General features: G+C 43.7%; 15 protein-coding genes. 6 read left to right on the top strand and 9 right to left on the bottom strand.

The features are described 5' to 3' along the window. Positions 1-568: 568 nt before the first annotated feature. Together NI469_RS07895 and tyrS are read right to left on the bottom strand one after the other, a co-directional pair. Entirely contained in the window at positions 569-841 is a 273-nt protein-coding gene (locus NI469_RS07895) for a hypothetical protein (RefSeq protein WP_044112807.1), read from the bottom strand. A 529-nt stretch (positions 842-1,370) separates the two neighbouring features. After that, positions 1,371-2,585: a tyrosine--tRNA ligase gene (gene tyrS / locus NI469_RS07890; RefSeq protein ID WP_253174785.1), complete on the bottom strand. Its 1,215-nt coding sequence runs from the start codon at positions 2,583-2,585 to the stop codon at positions 1,371-1,373. Between the two features lie 80 nt (positions 2,586-2,665). On the opposite strand from tyrS, the gene NI469_RS07885 reads away from it, so the two are divergent. Further along, on the top strand, positions 2,666-3,793 hold the full coding sequence (locus NI469_RS07885; RefSeq protein ID WP_004729019.1) for an anhydro-N-acetylmuramic acid kinase: 1,128 nt from the start codon (positions 2,666-2,668) through the stop codon (positions 3,791-3,793). A 102-nt stretch (positions 3,794-3,895) separates the two neighbouring features. Here the strand turns inward: NI469_RS07885 and NI469_RS07880 are convergent, their stop codons facing one another. From NI469_RS07880 to purE, 3 genes are all read right to left on the bottom strand, one after another. Next, a complete protein-coding gene (locus NI469_RS07880; protein ID WP_004729018.1) occupies positions 3,896-5,188 on the bottom strand; it encodes a lytic murein transglycosylase in 1,293 nt (430 codons plus the stop codon). A 705-nt stretch (positions 5,189-5,893) separates the two neighbouring features. After that, on the bottom strand, positions 5,894-7,015 hold the full coding sequence (locus NI469_RS07875; protein ID WP_004729017.1) for a 5-(carboxyamino)imidazole ribonucleotide synthase: 1,122 nt from the start codon (positions 7,013-7,015) through the stop codon (positions 5,894-5,896). Between the two features lie 15 nt (positions 7,016-7,030). Beyond that, positions 7,031-7,543, bottom strand: a complete 513-nt coding sequence (gene purE / locus NI469_RS07870; RefSeq protein ID WP_004647147.1) for a 5-(carboxyamino)imidazole ribonucleotide mutase — start codon at positions 7,541-7,543, stop codon at positions 7,031-7,033. A gap of 289 nt (positions 7,544-7,832) precedes the next feature. Here purE and NI469_RS07865 point away from each other — a divergent pair, with 289 nt between their 5' ends. After that, positions 7,833-9,113 carry a DUF2254 domain-containing protein gene (locus NI469_RS07865; protein WP_253174783.1) on the top strand — a complete coding sequence of 427 codons (1,281 nt, stop codon included), beginning with the start codon at positions 7,833-7,835 and terminating at the stop codon, positions 9,111-9,113. 6 nt (positions 9,114-9,119) lie between these two features. On the opposite strand, the gene NI469_RS07860 is transcribed toward NI469_RS07865, so the two are convergent. Beyond that, a complete protein-coding gene (locus tag NI469_RS07860; protein WP_004729014.1) occupies positions 9,120-9,461 on the bottom strand; it encodes a DMT family protein in 342 nt (113 codons plus the stop codon). A 242-nt stretch (positions 9,462-9,703) separates the two neighbouring features. On the opposite strand from NI469_RS07860, the gene mpl reads away from it, so the two are divergent. Continuing rightward, positions 9,704-11,068, top strand: coding sequence for a UDP-N-acetylmuramate:L-alanyl-gamma-D-glutamyl-meso-diaminopimelate ligase (gene mpl, locus NI469_RS07855; RefSeq protein ID WP_253174781.1), 1,365 nt, complete (start codon positions 9,704-9,706; stop codon positions 11,066-11,068). A gap of 379 nt (positions 11,069-11,447) precedes the next feature. Next, positions 11,448-12,530, top strand: a complete 1,083-nt coding sequence (locus tag NI469_RS07850; protein ID WP_253174780.1) for a zinc-dependent alcohol dehydrogenase family protein — start codon at positions 11,448-11,450, stop codon at positions 12,528-12,530. Between the two features lie 62 nt (positions 12,531-12,592). On the opposite strand, the gene NI469_RS07845 is transcribed toward NI469_RS07850, so the two are convergent. Continuing rightward, positions 12,593-13,066 carry a BLUF domain-containing protein gene (locus NI469_RS07845; RefSeq protein ID WP_004281912.1) on the bottom strand — a complete coding sequence of 158 codons (474 nt, stop codon included), beginning with the start codon at positions 13,064-13,066 and terminating at the stop codon, positions 12,593-12,595. 196 nt (positions 13,067-13,262) lie between these two features. Between NI469_RS07845 and NI469_RS07840 the strand changes: the two genes are divergently transcribed. After that, positions 13,263-13,610: a hypothetical protein gene (locus tag NI469_RS07840; protein WP_253174774.1), complete on the top strand. Its 348-nt coding sequence runs from the start codon at positions 13,263-13,265 to the stop codon at positions 13,608-13,610. Here NI469_RS07840 and NI469_RS07835 read toward each other — a convergent pair. Beyond that, the gene (locus NI469_RS07835; protein ID WP_253174773.1) at positions 13,603-13,893 is read right to left on the bottom strand and encodes a GNAT family N-acetyltransferase; all 291 of its coding nucleotides are present in this window, start codon (positions 13,891-13,893) and stop codon (positions 13,603-13,605) included. The genes NI469_RS07840 and NI469_RS07835 overlap by 8 nt on opposite strands. 31 nt (positions 13,894-13,924) lie before the next feature. Beyond that, positions 13,925-14,203 carry a GNAT family N-acetyltransferase gene (locus tag NI469_RS07830; RefSeq protein WP_253174789.1) on the bottom strand — a complete coding sequence of 93 codons (279 nt, stop codon included), beginning with the start codon at positions 14,201-14,203 and terminating at the stop codon, positions 13,925-13,927. Between the two features lie 155 nt (positions 14,204-14,358). Here NI469_RS07830 and NI469_RS07825 point away from each other — a divergent pair, with 155 nt between their 5' ends. Beyond that, positions 14,359-15,552 (top strand): sugar transporter, encoded by a 1,194-nt coding sequence (locus NI469_RS07825; RefSeq protein ID WP_253174772.1) that lies wholly within the window; start codon positions 14,359-14,361, stop codon positions 15,550-15,552. Positions 15,553-15,567 lie beyond the last annotated feature (15 nt).

The following is a 15,567-nucleotide window of genomic DNA, read 5'->3' as shown; positions in this document are numbered from 1 at the left end:
TAGAAGCTGGACTTCGATAAACTTAACAACTCCGCCATTCTGCTTCGTTCGTTTCCGTCTATCTCGTCGGTATGGGTGCATTCTAGAGGATTTTAGAATCATTGCAACCCCCAATTCACTATATTTTTCACGTATGTCTTTTTTTTCTACAAAAATTACTGAAAAATCGCTTTTTTATCTAATTTTTAAGCGTTTTTATGCAATAAACCCACTAAACACGTCATTTTATTTTTATAACTGAAAAACCATTTAGACCTAAAAGCTATTACAATAATCTTTAAAACAGTATTTTTAGCCTGTTGACTTTGAAATCTTGTCTTTTATTTAAATTAGGTCGTCAAAAGAAAACCAAAATTCCCCTACCTTATCCAACAAACCGATCTAAATCCTAGACTCTTCAATTTATGAGTTATTTTTTACGTAAAAAGCTTTTATAAAAGCCTATTCTTAGGCAGCTATATAGAAGAGGGATTCATTTTTTAGTTTTCGAATCCCAAAACCATGCTTAGATCACTTATATATGGAAGATAAAGCCTGTTATTTTGCATTAAGCGACTTTTTCCTGTTTTTACTGTCCAAGCCAGTGTTGCATAACTTCTACAATCATGTCTTTCTTACCCTGATAATCCTCGGCAACAAAGAATAATTTCGCGCGTCGCGGTAACTGCTCTTCAATCAGGGAAAATAAAAAGTAATGCGCGGCCAGATCAAGCTGCATAAATAAAGTATAGACAGATCTATAGATTTGCTGTTTTTGTTCGACCGGCTGGTATTCAAATAAGAACCGTAAAATGCAATCGATCTGTTCATCAAAAATATCTTCTGTTGGATAGCGATACATTCAATCACCTTTGTTTTAATTTTTTATGTTTTGCTCTTTTTTCACAGTCAATTGAAATGAACTCATTCTTAGAGGTCATTCACCTAAGCCCAATTTGCTAGTTAATTTTAAGTTTAGTTGCTCAACGAGAAGAGTAGGCATGCAGATTTATATCTTGATTACGCAATCAGAATAAATAAAAAAGGAAGAGATCTCTCCCAAAATCTCCTCCTTAGAATTGAATCTTTACCCGATCCATTATGTCATTATTATAGTTATTCGCTTTAAAGCTTTTAAAAAGAGCCTCTTGGAAAAGAGACTTCTCAGTTGTGGAGTACTATTATTTTTACTACCCTCTAGATGCTCTAAACGAATTCTCTAGATGAATAAATCCTATACATAATAAAGATGAAAAGCAAGCAATTTGGAAAAAATTACCTATTGTTTTCATAGGGTTTTTTTTGAAGTTACTTATTCGATTTATGAATATAGGACATCAATAAAAAAGCAGGCCGAAGCCTGCTTTTATTTCAATAACTTAGCTCTAAATTTAGTCAACAAAAGTCACTTTAGCGATGGATTTTTTACTCGCTTGAATAATCAAAGTCACGTTCTCTTTCACAGAAAAAGAGGCATCAACTGGCTTCCAGTCCACTTTTACCGCACCACGACCAAGTGCATCTTTGGCTTGTGCTGCATTTTTAGTTAAGCCTGCTTCACGTAAAATTGAAGTAATAAAGATTTCGCCACCGAATTCAGCACGTGAAATGGTCACTTCAGGCGTACCTTCAGGCAATTCACCTTCAGTAATGATATTACCTGCACCTTTATGTGCATTGGCAGCTGCTTCAGCACCATGGAAACGCTCGACCAGCTCTAACGCGAGAATCTTTTTGACTTCTTGCGGATTACGGCCTTCTGCCACTTCTTTTAATAGTTGCTGAATTTCTTCAATGGTTTTGAAGCTCAGCAGATCAAAATAACGCTCAATCAATGCATCCGGCATTGAGAGCACTTTCTGGTACATCGCGCCCGGTGCATCAAATACACCAATATAGTTACCTAAAGATTTAGACATCTTGTTGACGCCATCTAAACCTTCAAGGATTGGCACTGTGATACAGACTTGAGCTTCTTGGTTATAGCGACCTTGTAAGGTACGACCCATCAACAAGTTAAAGGTTTGGTCTGTACCACCCAATTCAACATCTGCTTCCAACGCAACAGAGTCATAGCCTTGTACCAATGGGTACAAAAATTCATGAATCGCGATCGGTTGTTGATTGTTATAACGCTTGGTGAAGTCATCACGCTCAAGCATACGTGCAACCGTTTGCTGTGATGCCAATTGAATTAAATCAGCCGCAGTTTTTTGTGCAAACCACTCCGAGTTAAACACCACTTTGGTTTTGTTTGGATCAAGGATTTTAAATACTTGTTCTTGATATGTTTTAGCGTTCTCTAAAACCTGTTCACGTGACAATGGCGGACGTGTAGCACTTTTTCCGGTTGGGTCACCGATCATCGCAGTATAGTCACCAATTAGGAACAACACTTCATGACCCAAGTCTTGGAATACTTTTAACTTATTAATAAGAACTGTGTGGCCCAAGTGCAAATCAGGTGCAGTCGGGTCAAAACCCGCTTTAATTTTTAATGGACGATTCAATTTTAATTTCTTGAGAAGGTCTTCTTCAGAAATAATTTCGTGGGTGCCTCGTTGAATGAGGGCAAGTTGTTCTTCAGCCGGCAGGAAATTTGACATCACAAAATCCAATACATCAGTTACTCAATTTGTGCGATATACTAACACTTTTTCAGCATATTGCAGGCTTAAGAATAACCATGACAGCGATCTATATTGGGGTAATGACCGGCACGAGCATGGATGGTGTCGATATTGTTGCTGCTTCTTTTGATCCACTCCAGCTTCATGCCACACTCACTTTGGCATTTGATCCTGACCTTCGGGATGAGCTGATGGCACTGACCTTGCCGGATGACAATGAAATTGACCGCATGGGCAAGGCTGATGTTGCACTGGCACAAATGATTGGTCATGGTATTAATACGTTGATTGAAAAAAATAACCTGGATAAATCCAGAATTAAGGCGATTGGCTCGCATGGCCAGACTATCCGGCATCGTCCTGAACATGGCTTCACCCTGCAAATTGGCGACCCGAACATCATTACTGAAATTACCCAGATTCCGGTGATTTCAGATTTCCGTCGTCGTGATCTGGCGGCAGGTGGTCAGGGAGCACCTTTAGTTCCAGCATTTCATCAGGATATTTTCCAGCATAACAGCATTCACCGGGTAATTTTAAATCTGGGCGGTATAGCGAATGTCAGCCTGCTGCCTGCCGGCAAGCCTGAAGAGGTGTATGGTTTTGATACCGGACCGGCCAATATCCTGATGGATGCTTGGTGTTCCCGTTATACCGGTCAGCCTTTTGATGAAAATGGTAACTGGGCAGCCTATGGCACCCCGATTCGCAGTTTGCTTGATCGCTTGCAGTCACACGAATTCTTCTCCAAAGAACCTCCAAAAAGTACCGGTCGTGAAGATTTCAACCTGGAATGGCTGGATGAACAGATTGCTGACTGGCGCAATGACCTGCAATACGATGAACTGGAAGATACTCCGGAAAATGTACAGGCGACTTTATTAAAGCTCACTACCCGTGCCATTAAAAAAGCCATTTACCGCTCTGGCATGGATACCGGACAGGTTTTTGTTTGCGGTGGCGGTGCCTATAACTCACATTTACTGGAGCAGTTGCGCTGGCGCCTGCGCAAACATGAATGGAGCGTACAGACTACCGCCGATCTGGGCCTCAGTCCGACTTGGGTAGAAGCTACTGCCTTTGCCTGGCTGGCCATGCGTTTTATGAATCAGCTAAATGGTAACTTGCCTGCAGTCACTGGTGCCGCTGGCTATCGCGTCCTCGGCACCATTACTGCTGTTTAAATTCAGCGAATTACTATTGTCTTGCATGACTATATAGCTACTCAAAAACAGTCATTAAAAAAGGCCTACATAAATGCAGACCTTTTTTCGTTTTCAATATTTTTATTGCATCATGCGTTTGGCATTTTCATTTCTAAAAGCACGCAGAATCTGCTGACCAGCACGACCTGTTGGACTCAAGCCCAAACGCTGCTGTTCCTGACGAATCGCCTGACGGGTTTTATCACCAATCAAACCATCCACCGCACCAATGTCATAACCTCGACTCAATAAAAATTGCTGGATCTCACGACGCTCTGCACGTGAAGTCCCCGGATCATCGGTGGGCCATGTGGCCGTAAAACTACCTTTACCTTGCAGGCGATCGGATAAATGTGCAATCGCCAAGGCATAACTTTCTGCCGCGTTATAGCTATAAATGGCATCAAAGTTTTTAAAGACCAGGAACACCGGGCCATTCGGCCCCGCAGGCGCAAGTAATCCGGCTTGAGAGGATTGTGATAAATTTCCTTGAATTAAAGGCGAACCGTCGGCACGCACCACCCCTTGATTGATCCAACTACTCAAGGATTTTTTATTTCTTCGGCCTTCACCGGAAACCGACATGCCTTGCGGAATCTTGACTTCAAATCCCCAAGGTTGTCCGCTCTGCCAGCCACGCTTGCTTAAAAAATTGGCGGTCGATGCCAGTGCATCCGGAATGCTGGATACCAGATCACGTCGGCCATCTCCATCAAAATCAACTGCAAGTTCATCATAAGTCGATGGCATAAACTGGGTATGACCAAATGCACCTGCCCAGGAACCCTTTAAATGTTCTTCACGTACATCGCCACGCTGTAACAGTTTCATGGTAGTAAAAAACTCACCACGGAAATAACTCTGGCGACGGCCTTCACAGCTCAAAGTCCCTAAAGCCTGTAATAAAGGATATTTCCCGGAAATATCACCAAAATTACTTTCAACACCCCATACCGCAACTACCATTTCTGCAGGTACACCATAGGTGGCAGCAACACGATTGAGCACCTCACGATGTTGCTGTAATTTTTGCCGGCCGAGCTGAACCCGTTCTTCATCCACCAAACCAGACAGATAATCCCAAATCGGGGTAGAAAATTCAGGCTGGTAATTCAGGCGTTCAATCACTGAATAATCAGGGCTTAAGTTTTGGGTATAACGATCATAGGTACTGCCGCTTACACCTCTAGCAACAGCTTGACTGCGCAAATTGGCGAGACAGTTTTGAAAATTATTTTGGGAGGCATAACTCGGGATATTTGAAATAGAGGTCAAATCAGTCGGCGTGACACGTTGACCATTAATAATAAGTTCAGCCTGTGCCTGTGAAGCAGCCAAGACCACAGAACCAATAAAAAGTGCAAGCCGTTGCATAAGACCCTTGAATATTTAGATTTTGAATTATGTTTCTACCTTAGCAGCTCATGATGAAAATTAAAGCGCCAATGCGTAAATTTAAATTCATAATTCCTACACTTTTAAATTCATTTTGTAATCTTTAAATTTAAACACGAGTTATCCACAAGCCTGCTTTAAATTCAAATCAGCAGGATTTTTAAATTCAAAACATTTGAAATTAGTTTTGAATTTAAAAAATATAGGGATAACTTGTTTCAGGAAAAGTGAGTCACAATCATCAACATGCTCTAATTACACTCGTTTTTCTTTTAAATTCATTTGAATAATGGGCTAATATTTTTAAATTCAAAACTTTGAATTTATTTATCCAGTTTTAAATTTGAATTCATATTTTTTGAATTTAAAAGCGCAAGTTTAAATTCAAAGTCCGATTTAAATTTGAATTTGTTTTTATGAATTTAAATTCAAAACCACTTTCCAGTTTTAAATTCAAACTTTGATTTTAGGCTTATCCACAAATGAATATGACAAAATTCAGCGGTAAATAAGATTTTATTGAATTGGTATATTTATACTCAATTGATCAGTTTATAAGCAATTGATTTAAAAACTGATCCGACCAATGGCAGGCATTTTTAAAGAGGCGCAATCATGCCTGAAAGCAGACAAATAAAAAAGCGATCATCGAAGTGATCGCTTTTTTTATCAGCAAGTTAAAGCCTAGATGGTCATATCTTCGCTCAATGCCAATGGATTCGGTAAAATTTTCGCCAGTTGGCGGCAAAGCACAGACAATTGCGCGCTGTCATTTGGCATCAGGGTAATGTGACCAATCTTGCGGCCTTCGCGCTCTGACTTGTTGTAAAGATGCAAATGTGCACCTTCCAGAGCAAGTACATCTGCAGATTTCGGATGCTGACCAATGATGTTCACCAAGACAGTTGGGCGGATCACTTCAGTTGAACCTAAAGGTAAACCTGCCACGGCACGCACATGGTTTTCAAACTGCGAACATACTGCACCTTCAATCGACCAGTGACCCGAGTTATGCACACGTGGTGCCATCTCGTTGGCATATAGGCCATTGTCTGTCACAAACAGCTCAAGGGTCAGCACACCGACATAGTTCAAGTGATTCAGCAGACGAGTGATGTAATCTTGCGCCACCGGCTGCAAATCTGCACTGTTCGGTGCCGGCACAATCGAGTGCGACAGAATGCCGTTATGATGATGATTTTCCGCCAATGGCCAGGTTTTAACATCACCATCTTGGCCGCGTACTGCAATGATTGAAACTTCACGCGAGAAAGTCACGAAACTTTCAGCAATCAGTTCACCCGCAGGGCCCAATTCTGCCCAGGCCTGATCCATCTGATCGGCCGAACGTAAAACAAATTGACCTTTGCCATCATAACCGCCACGCGAAGTTTTCAGTACGATCGGCAAGCCCAGTTCAGCTACAGCAGCCTGTAAGCTTTCCAGTGAAGTGACCGCTTTGTACGGTGCAACCGGAATAGCCAGTTCATCAAACAAGGCTTTTTCAGACAGACGATGCTGGGCAATCGCCAAAGCCTGACGCGGCGGATGCAGTTGCTTGCTTTGCGTCAGTACATCAACATCTGCAAGTGGCGTATTTTCAAACTCAAGGCTAAATACATCTGCACTGTTAATAAAGTCTTGCAGACCATTTTCAGCTTGGCTCGAAATCACCGGACCCAAAGCAGCAGAAGGACAGTCTGTGCTGGCTTCAAAAAATGTACATTGAATATTTAATGGAAGTGCCGCTTGCGCCATCATACGACCCAGCTGACCGCCACCAAAAATACCGATGGTTTTATCCATAATCTGTATCTCGACTTAAGCCTGGCCTGGAATATTGTTACTTGCGACTTTATCTGTTTGCGCTGCACGGAAATCTGCAACATTTTTTGCGATCTCTGGACGCGTCAAACCCAGAATTTGCGCCGCCATAATGGCAGCATTGGTTGCACCGGCAGGACCGATGGCCAAGGTACCGACTGCAATACCGGCTGGCATTTGCACAATAGACAGCAATGAATCAACACCGTTTAAAATCGAAGATTTCACAGGTACACCCAAAACTGGCAGATCAGTTTTCGCCGCACACATCCCCGGTAAATGCGCTGCGCCACCTGCACCAGCAATAATTACCTGAATACCACGATCACGCGCTTGTTCAGCATATTCAAACAGGCGGTCTGGAGTACGATGTGCAGAAACAACTTCGGCTTCAAATGGGACACCAAGCTGCTTGAGCATATTGGCAGTGTGTTCGAGAGTTGCCCAATCTGATTGAGAACCCATGATAATACCTACGAGAGGAGTATCTTGTGCAGCAGCCGCATTCATTGCAAATTTTCCAGAGATTAAAGTGAGAAAAGATAAATCTCGACGAGAGAGCCAAGCTTGAATAGGAGTACTCATTATAGACTGAAATTGATTTGGTCTAAAGTTCAGCTCAACAATTAAGAATTAAAATTATCTGTTTGGAAAATAGTCGAAAATAAAAAGATAATTTTGCGGCTAAAAATACAAAAATAGGACATACATCACATTAAAAAAAGTATAACTATCAAGATAAAACTTTTTTGCAATGAATAACTTAATACTAAAACCTATACATTGGCAGGGCATTTTTATGTGGTACAAACTAAAAATCTGGCTACAGAACCCCTCAGAAAACTTATGGCTGATGCCGGCCCTTGGCGCCCTCTTTGCGACCTTTTTCTCGCTGTTTGCAATCGCCAGTCGCTATTTCATCCCGACCAGCACTGTTCCCAATATCAGTATTGAAACCCTGAGCAGCCTGCTAGATATTATTGCTTCCAGCATGCTGGCAGTCACCACTTTTTCCCTGTCGATTATGGTCGCAGCCTTTGCGTCTGCCTCATCCAGCGGGACACCACGTGCCTATCAGCTGATGATGAGTGATGACAATACCCGCCTTGCTATCAGCAGTTTTATCTCGGCTTTTATTTATGCTGTAATTGCCAAGATTGCGCTCGGGCTTGGCTATTATGGTCCTGCAGGTAGATTTGTACTGTTTATCAGTACCATTTTGGTATTGATGTACCTGATTTATATCCTGATTCGCTGGGTACACACCCTGTCGCAACTGGGCAACCTCACCACCACCATTCACAAAATTGAAGTCGCTGCTTCTACGGCCTTGGCGGAGTTTCGACATCAGCCGAATTTTGGTGCCACCGGACAACGTCCAGAGCAAGCAGCTGCCTTTCATGTTTTTAGTACCCAGACCGGCTATTTCACCAATTTTAATAGTGAAGGACTGGAGCAACTGGCCGTCAGCCAACAGCTGCATATCCATCTTCCCCAGCTACCCGGAAAATTTCTGGATCCGATGACGGCACTGGCAGAGGTATATAGCGACCGCGCTTTCAGCCCGGAACAGCAGCAGGAGATCCGAAACTCCATTTTGAATCATGTAATCATTGAAACCAATCGCAGCTTTTTACAGGACCCGCGTTTTGGTGTGGTGGTGATGAGCGAAGTGGGGCAGAAAGCGATGTCTCCCGCAGTGAACGATGTTGGATCAGCGATTAATGCCGTTGATGCCTTAACCCGAATCCTGATTGACAGCAAGGCCGCTGAAGATTTACCGGAGCGGGATTGTCCGCATATCAGTGTGGATATCTTTGATCTCGGGGATTTGATTTACAGTAGTTTTGCACCAATGGCCCGAGATTGTGTGGGTTGTATTGAACTCAATCAGAGAATATTGAAATGTTTAGCGATGATTCAACATAATGTACCCGAACCTGAACTAAAACAGGCTGCAGAAATAATGGCGATTGAATTAATCCAACGCTGCCTGAATAAACTGGAATTTGAACCGGATCGGCAGAAATTACTTTCTGAATTTAGAAGCCATTTCCCCCTGATTCAGCTGAGCCATTAGATCAAGTTAAGGGGTACGGAAGACAAAATAGACACATCCACACAGACATAAAGCGGCCCAGAGATAATCCAGTTTAAAGGGCTGTTTAAACATAAAAATCATAAAAGGAACAAAGACTAGTAAGGTCACGACTTCCTGGGTGATTTTCATTTGACCGACTGCCAGGCCTTGCTGCGCCAGTAATTTGGTCGCTGGAATCATCAGGCTATATTCAAACAGGGCAATGGCCCAGCTGAACAAAATCGCTTGCCAGAGCGGTGCATCATGCGGCAAAAATTTTAAATGCCCATACCAGGCCAGGGTCATAAAACAGTTGGCAATTACCAGAAGAAATAAAGCCGGCAGCATTTGCATGCACTCTGCAAAAAAGTCGAACTTATTTTACGGTTTATTTGGCGAAAAGATATTGCATCGCTTTGAAATTTTCTTTGAATTTATCCGTGAAACAGGATTTAAAAAATCCCACAACAAGGCCAGAATTTTCACTATCTTTTCAGCTAAAGCCTTGCTATCGTTGCTTGCAAATTGAATAAATCATGACAACAGCACCAATATAAAGTGATGGGTCAGACAGGAACGGAGTAAAGTAGATGCATCTGCATATTTTGGGTATTTGTGGCACCTTTATGGGCTCGTTAGCGCTACTTGCACGCGATCTGGGCCACCAGGTAACAGGTTCAGACCTGAATGTGTATCCACCCATGTCGACCCAACTTGAAAATGCGGGCATCACTTTAATACAGGGTTATGACCGCAGTCATTTACAGCCTCATCCGGATCTGGTAATCGTCGGCAATGCCATGAAGCGTGGTATTGATGCAGTCGAATATATGCTGAATGCAGGTCTGCCTTATATTTCAGGTCCGCAGTTCCTGGCTGATCATGTTCTGCAAGGTAAACACGTGCTGGGTGTCGCCGGAACACATGGTAAAACCACGACCACCACGATGCTGGCTTGGGTACTGGATCAAGCCGGTCTGGAGCCAGGTTTTCTGATTGGCGGTGTGCCATTGGGCTTTTCGGAAAGTGCGCGTCTCGGTGGTGGGAAATACTTCTGTGTCGAAGCCGATGAATATGATTCCGCTTTCTTCGACAAGCGTTCCAAGTTCGTGCATTACCATCCAAAAACAGCAATTTTAAATAACCTGGAATTTGACCATGCCGATATCTTTGATGATCTGGCCGCAATTCAAAAACAGTTTCATCATTTAGTTCGTACCATTCCAAGTGAAGGCCGGATTATCGCGCCGATTACTGAAAGCAATATTGATGAAGTGCTGGAGCAGGGCTGCTGGACACCGGTTATTCGCACTTCACTGGATGCCAACGAAAAATCTGAACTTTATGCAGAACAATTGTCAGCAGATGGTTCACATTTCAAAGTGCTGCAACAGGGCGTTGTCAAAGGCGAAGTACAGTGGAATATGACCGGACAGCATTCGGTTGCAAATGCACTTGCGACGATTGCAGCCGCTGAACATGTCGGCGTATCGATTGAAACCGCCTGTGAAGCACTATCGAATTTTGGTGGTGTGAAACGCCGTATGGAACTGTTAGGCACAGTCCGTGGTATCGAGGTTTATGATGATTTCGCCCATCATCCGACGGCGATTGATACGACCTTAGAAGGCGCGCGCAAACGTCTGGGTGAACGCAAACTCTGGGCGATTATTGAACCACGTTCCAATACCATGCGCATGGGCAGTCATAAAGATGGCTTGGCCCATTCTGCACGTCTGGCCGATGAAGTGATCTGGTATCAACCGGAAGGACTGGACTGGGATCTGCAACCGGTCATTGAGGCTGCGCCAAACAAGGCCAAAGTTGCACGCACACTGGATGACATCATTCAGACCGTGGTGGCAGAAGCAGGCGAGGGTGATGCTGTGGTGATTATGTCGAATGGAGGTTTTGGTGGTTTGCATCAGAAGCTGATCACTGTTTTACAAGCATAAAACAGATTTAAGTGAGGTGAAGAAGCCCGCCTAGCGGGCTTTTTTTAGCATATTAAAATGTTGATTGAGCAAAAGTGAAGGGGTATATCCATTCTGGAATTTCCTGATTTAAATATTGACCCCAATAGCAGATTTATCTCTGAACCATTCCTGATGATCTTTTGTTGCAATCTGTACACAAGACTCATTGCAGCACCCTATCACTCAAGGCACAATCGAGAAGAACACAGGTATCTATAGGCCTGAAAGCCAGATCATGAATCAGCCCATCACTGTCATTGTATAAAAGCAATCGAGGCATTCATTATTCTCGCTGAGTCAGGTCATTCTCATTCCTCACTCCTCACTCCTCACTCCTCACTCCATTAGGAGATGTGTCATGACAACGATGAAAGCGATGGTCTATTACGGCGCAAATGATATCCGCTTTGAAGACCGCCCGGTTCCCACCATTTTGCATCCCGGCGATGCCATCATTAAACTCGAAAAAGTCACCATTTGTGGTACCGATCTCGGGATCTGGAAAGGTAAAAACCCGGAAATTGAGCAGGAGGCCACACGAAAAGAGTGCAGCTTTAACGGGCGTATTTTAGGTCACGAAGGTATTGGCATTGTGGAAGAAGTCGGTTCCGCCGTGCAGAATTTCAAAAAAGGTGACCGGGTCATTATTTCCTGTGTCAGCCGCTGTGGAACCTGTGAAAACTGCCAGAAACAACTGTATGCACATTGCCGCAATGAAGGCGGCTGGATCATGGGTTATATGATTGATGGTACCCATGCCGAATATGTACGCACGCCCTTTGCCGATACCTCACTCTATCATTTACCCGAAGGCCTGAATCAAGATGTGGCCGTATTCCTCTCCGATATCCTGCCAACTTCACATGAAATTGGGGTGCAATATGGCGATGTCAAACCGGGCGACAATGTCGCGATTGTCGGGGCAGGGCCAATTGGCATGAGTTGCCTGCTCACCGCACAGTTTTATTCACCCGCCAATATTATTATGGTGGATATGGATGATAATCGGCTGGAATTTGCCAAGACTGTCGGCGCGACGCATATCATCAACTCTGCCAAAGAAGATGCCATTCAAAAGATTCTAGAGATTACCGATGGACGCGGGGTCGACTGTGCCATTGAAGCAGTGGGGGTGGAGCCTACCTGGAATATTTGCCAGCATGTCGTGAAGGAGGGCGGGCATATTGCCAACGTCGGCGTACATGGTAAACCGGTGAGTTTTGAACTGAACAAACTCTGGATTAAAAACCTGACCATCACCACCGGCCTGGTGAATGCCAATACCACAGGGATGTTGCTGAAAACCTGCTGTTCCGGCAAATTGCCCCTAGAAAAACTGGCGACCCATCATTTTAAATTTTCCGATTTTGAAAAAGCCTATGATGTCTTTAAACATGCCTCTGATGAAAAGGCCTTAAAAGTCATGATTGACATGACCTAATCCACATCAGACAAAAAAGTCCGCCATGCGGACTTTTTTATTTTCAGCTTTGATCCATCAGATCAAAAATAGGGGACATAACCACGCTGCTTATAACCTTTTGGCGATGCCAGACTGGCCTGATTTTCTTCCAGGCGATACAGTACTTTGAGGAATTCGGCAATTCCTGACTGCTGTAAGGCATGCGGATCAAATTGCTTCAAACCTAAACGTGAAAATAAAGAAGAAATTTCACTGTGTTTATGCACATATTTCATTGACCATTCCGAGAAATGGGAATGCTCTACCATCGCATCTGCAAAACGCAAGATATTGTGATGGCGGGGATCCCGACAAATGCTCTGAAATAAACTTTCCACTACTTCAGCCTGACCTTCAAGGCACTGGAAAAATTTGCCATGGGAATAATACAACACCCCATGAATCTGATGCTGAAGATTGAACTTCCGGGCAGTGGCCAAAATATCGCTTAAATCTTGTAACAACTCTTGTTCAGATTCTATGCGTTCACTGGCATAGCAAAGCTGTAGCATCATGCCATCTCACTAGAGGGAAGAATTAAAACCACAATTTAATCAATAATTTTAAATTAAGTCGACCATTTTTTAAGCAAATATCCGTTTTTGCTTACACGGTTTTCAGTTTGCATTTCTGGACTAAACTTTTAACAATAGTGCCTAAATTATTAAACGAATATTTTCATACACCTACCATGAACATGAGGATCACTTGATGTTAAAAGATCTGATTTTAACCCTCGCCTTGTTATGTGTGTGTTTTATCCTGATCATCACTTTAAATGACTGGCAATTCAGCGCTCAAACCAATCTGCTGATCAGTTCAATTTTTATTAGCTGGACGATCTTGAAATTTGTTGGGCATCGTATTTATTTTCATGCCAGTTACCTGCTGATTATGGCAATTTTAGTGATGCTGCAACAGTTTGAAGAAATTTTCTGGGCGATGACCGGGGTGATGGCAGGTTTCGGTTTATATACCCTGTTACAGGTTATATTGATTCCTGCCTTGAAAGAAAAACTGCATTTATCTTTCGGGAAATCCTCTTGGGTAGTTAAATAGCCGTTGCTGCGACATCTGCCAGACTTCGGTCACGTTTAAACATGACATCCACATAGGAACATTGCGGGATGATGGTTAAACTTTTTTCACGGGCAAAATCAACCAGTACATCCAGCATTTTTCGGGCAATACCTTGGCCACGCAGGGAATCATCGACCCAGGTATGATCGGCAATGATGGCGGCATCGCCCCGCCATTGATAAGTAATCTCCGCCAGGCGGCGTCCTTGATCTTCCATAAAAAATACACCACCACGTTTTGAATCTTGATATTTAATTTCCATACAAATCTAAACCTTTGTTGTCATTTTAAAATTATAAAACATCATTAAAGCGAGGCTCTCGCTCGAACACGGATTTGGCAAAAGGGCATTTTGGAATAATCCTGATGCCGTGTTCACGGGCAAAATTCACAGCGGCCTCGACCAGATAATACCCGACGTGCTGGCCGCGTAGACTGTCATCGACCCAGGTGTGTTCAATCACTAATTGATCTTCATTTACTCTGGAATAACTCATTTCTGCCAGACGTTTTTCATTTGGCTCTACAAACCATAAACCTACAGTGTCCTGTTGCTGATGCTCGATCAACATGCCGATCCTCTCCTTGTTTTTAAGCCAGACTGACATATTTTTCCCTGCTCTATTGTTAGATTTCTTTTAAAGGATTGTGAATCTGTCCTTCTGACCAATACCGCATTCTGCTGAACAGGTTTAAACTGCCGGCCGGTTCTTTTTATCAGATATGTATGTCTAGCTCTTCTTCCACCTCTTCGGTGACACGTCAATGGGTTTGTGTGATTGCTTTAGCCTCTGCTGCCTTTATTTTCAATACCACAGAATTTATCCCTGTGGCGCTATTAAGTGATATTGGTAACAGTTTTGCCATGTCACCGACCCAGGTCGGGTGGATGCTGACGATTTATGCCTGGGTCGTGGCGCTGCTGTCTTTGCCAATGATGTTACTGACCAAAAATATTGAACGGCGCTTTCTGCTGATGATTTTATTTGCAGTGTTTATTTTCAGTCATGTGCTGTCCTATTTTGCCTGGAGCTTTAGCATTCTGGTGCTGAGCCGGATTGGTATTGCCGTGGCGCATGCGCTGTTCTGGTCAATTACGGCGTCGCTTGCCGTGCGGGTTGCGCCAAAAGGCAAAGAGTTTCAGGCATTGGGCTTATTGGCTACCGGTACCGCCATGGCGATGGTTCTGGGAATTCCCTTTGGTCGGATGGTCGGAGAGGCCTATGGCTGGCGCAATAGTTTTGCCTTAATTGCAATCGTAGCGAGCGTAGTCTGCGTACTGCTGGCCAAAACCTTGCCTTTATTACCAAGTGTCAATTCAGGATCACTTAGTAGCTTAAAAAGCTTGCTAAAACGTCCCAGCCTGATGCTGGTCTTTGCGCTTACCGTGCTTGTGATTAGTGCGCAATTTACCGCCTATAGTTACATTGAACCCTTTGCGCTGAATATTGCACAATTCAGCTCTGCGCAGACCACCAGCTTATTGCTAATTTATGGCGGTGCGGGTCTGATCGGGTCTTATGTATTTGGCCGCTTTGCACCGCATTTTCCCCGACTCACCATTCCGCTATTTACACTCGGGCTAGGGATCTCGCTGCTGTTATTGCTGCCACTGTCTCAGGGTGTATTTCAGCTTAATAGCCTGGCGTTAATCTGGGGCATCAGCATTATTGGGTTTAGTCTGGCCCTACAAGCCAAGACCTTAAATCTGGCTTCCGATGCGACTGATGTCGCCATGGCGATTTTTTCAGGTTTGTACAATGTCGGGATTGGCGGCGGTGCCTTACTCGGCGGTCTGGTAACGGCACATATCGGATTACATAGTATTGGCTGGGTGGGAGCTATCCTGGCCAGCTTGGGTTTTCTGATCAGCTTATATCTGATTCAGCGTCCGGATTTCTTAGGTAAGAAAGCGCCTTGAAGCATGATTTTTGTA

The organism is Acinetobacter lwoffii (assembly GCF_024129735.1).
Classification (GTDB): Bacteria; Pseudomonadota; Gammaproteobacteria; order Pseudomonadales; family Moraxellaceae; genus Acinetobacter; species Acinetobacter lwoffii_H.
Note: the sequence above shows the minus strand (reverse complement) of the source record. Positions and strands in the feature narration are given on the sequence as shown.

Coding starts and splice junctions, on each gene's coding strand:
- NI469_RS07895 (WP_044112807.1), bottom strand. CDS start 841: ATGTATCGCTATCCAACAGAAGATATTTTTGATGAACAGATCGATTGC.
- tyrS (WP_253174785.1), bottom strand. CDS start 2,585: ATGTCAAATTTCCTGCCGGCTGAAGAACAACTTGCCCTCATTCAACGA.
- NI469_RS07885 (WP_004729019.1), top strand. CDS start 2,666: ATGACAGCGATCTATATTGGGGTAATGACCGGCACGAGCATGGATGGT.
- NI469_RS07880 (WP_004729018.1), bottom strand. CDS start 5,188: ATGCAACGGCTTGCACTTTTTATTGGTTCTGTGGTCTTGGCTGCTTCA.
- NI469_RS07875 (WP_004729017.1), bottom strand. CDS start 7,015: ATGGATAAAACCATCGGTATTTTTGGTGGCGGTCAGCTGGGTCGTATG.
- purE (WP_004647147.1), bottom strand. CDS start 7,543: ATGAATGCGGCTGCTGCACAAGATACTCCTCTCGTAGGTATTATCATG.
- NI469_RS07865 (WP_253174783.1), top strand. CDS start 7,833: ATGTGGTACAAACTAAAAATCTGGCTACAGAACCCCTCAGAAAACTTA.
- NI469_RS07860 (WP_004729014.1), bottom strand. CDS start 9,461: ATGCTGCCGGCTTTATTTCTTCTGGTAATTGCCAACTGTTTTATGACC.
- mpl (WP_253174781.1), top strand. CDS start 9,704: ATGCATCTGCATATTTTGGGTATTTGTGGCACCTTTATGGGCTCGTTA.
- NI469_RS07850 (WP_253174780.1), top strand. CDS start 11,448: ATGACAACGATGAAAGCGATGGTCTATTACGGCGCAAATGATATCCGC.
- NI469_RS07845 (WP_004281912.1), bottom strand. CDS start 13,066: ATGATGCTACAGCTTTGCTATGCCAGTGAACGCATAGAATCTGAACAA.
- NI469_RS07840 (WP_253174774.1), top strand. CDS start 13,263: ATGTTAAAAGATCTGATTTTAACCCTCGCCTTGTTATGTGTGTGTTTT.
- NI469_RS07835 (WP_253174773.1), bottom strand. CDS start 13,893: ATGGAAATTAAATATCAAGATTCAAAACGTGGTGGTGTATTTTTTATG.
- NI469_RS07830 (WP_253174789.1), bottom strand. CDS start 14,203: ATGTTGATCGAGCATCAGCAACAGGACACTGTAGGTTTATGGTTTGTA.
- NI469_RS07825 (WP_253174772.1), top strand. CDS start 14,359: ATGTCTAGCTCTTCTTCCACCTCTTCGGTGACACGTCAATGGGTTTGT.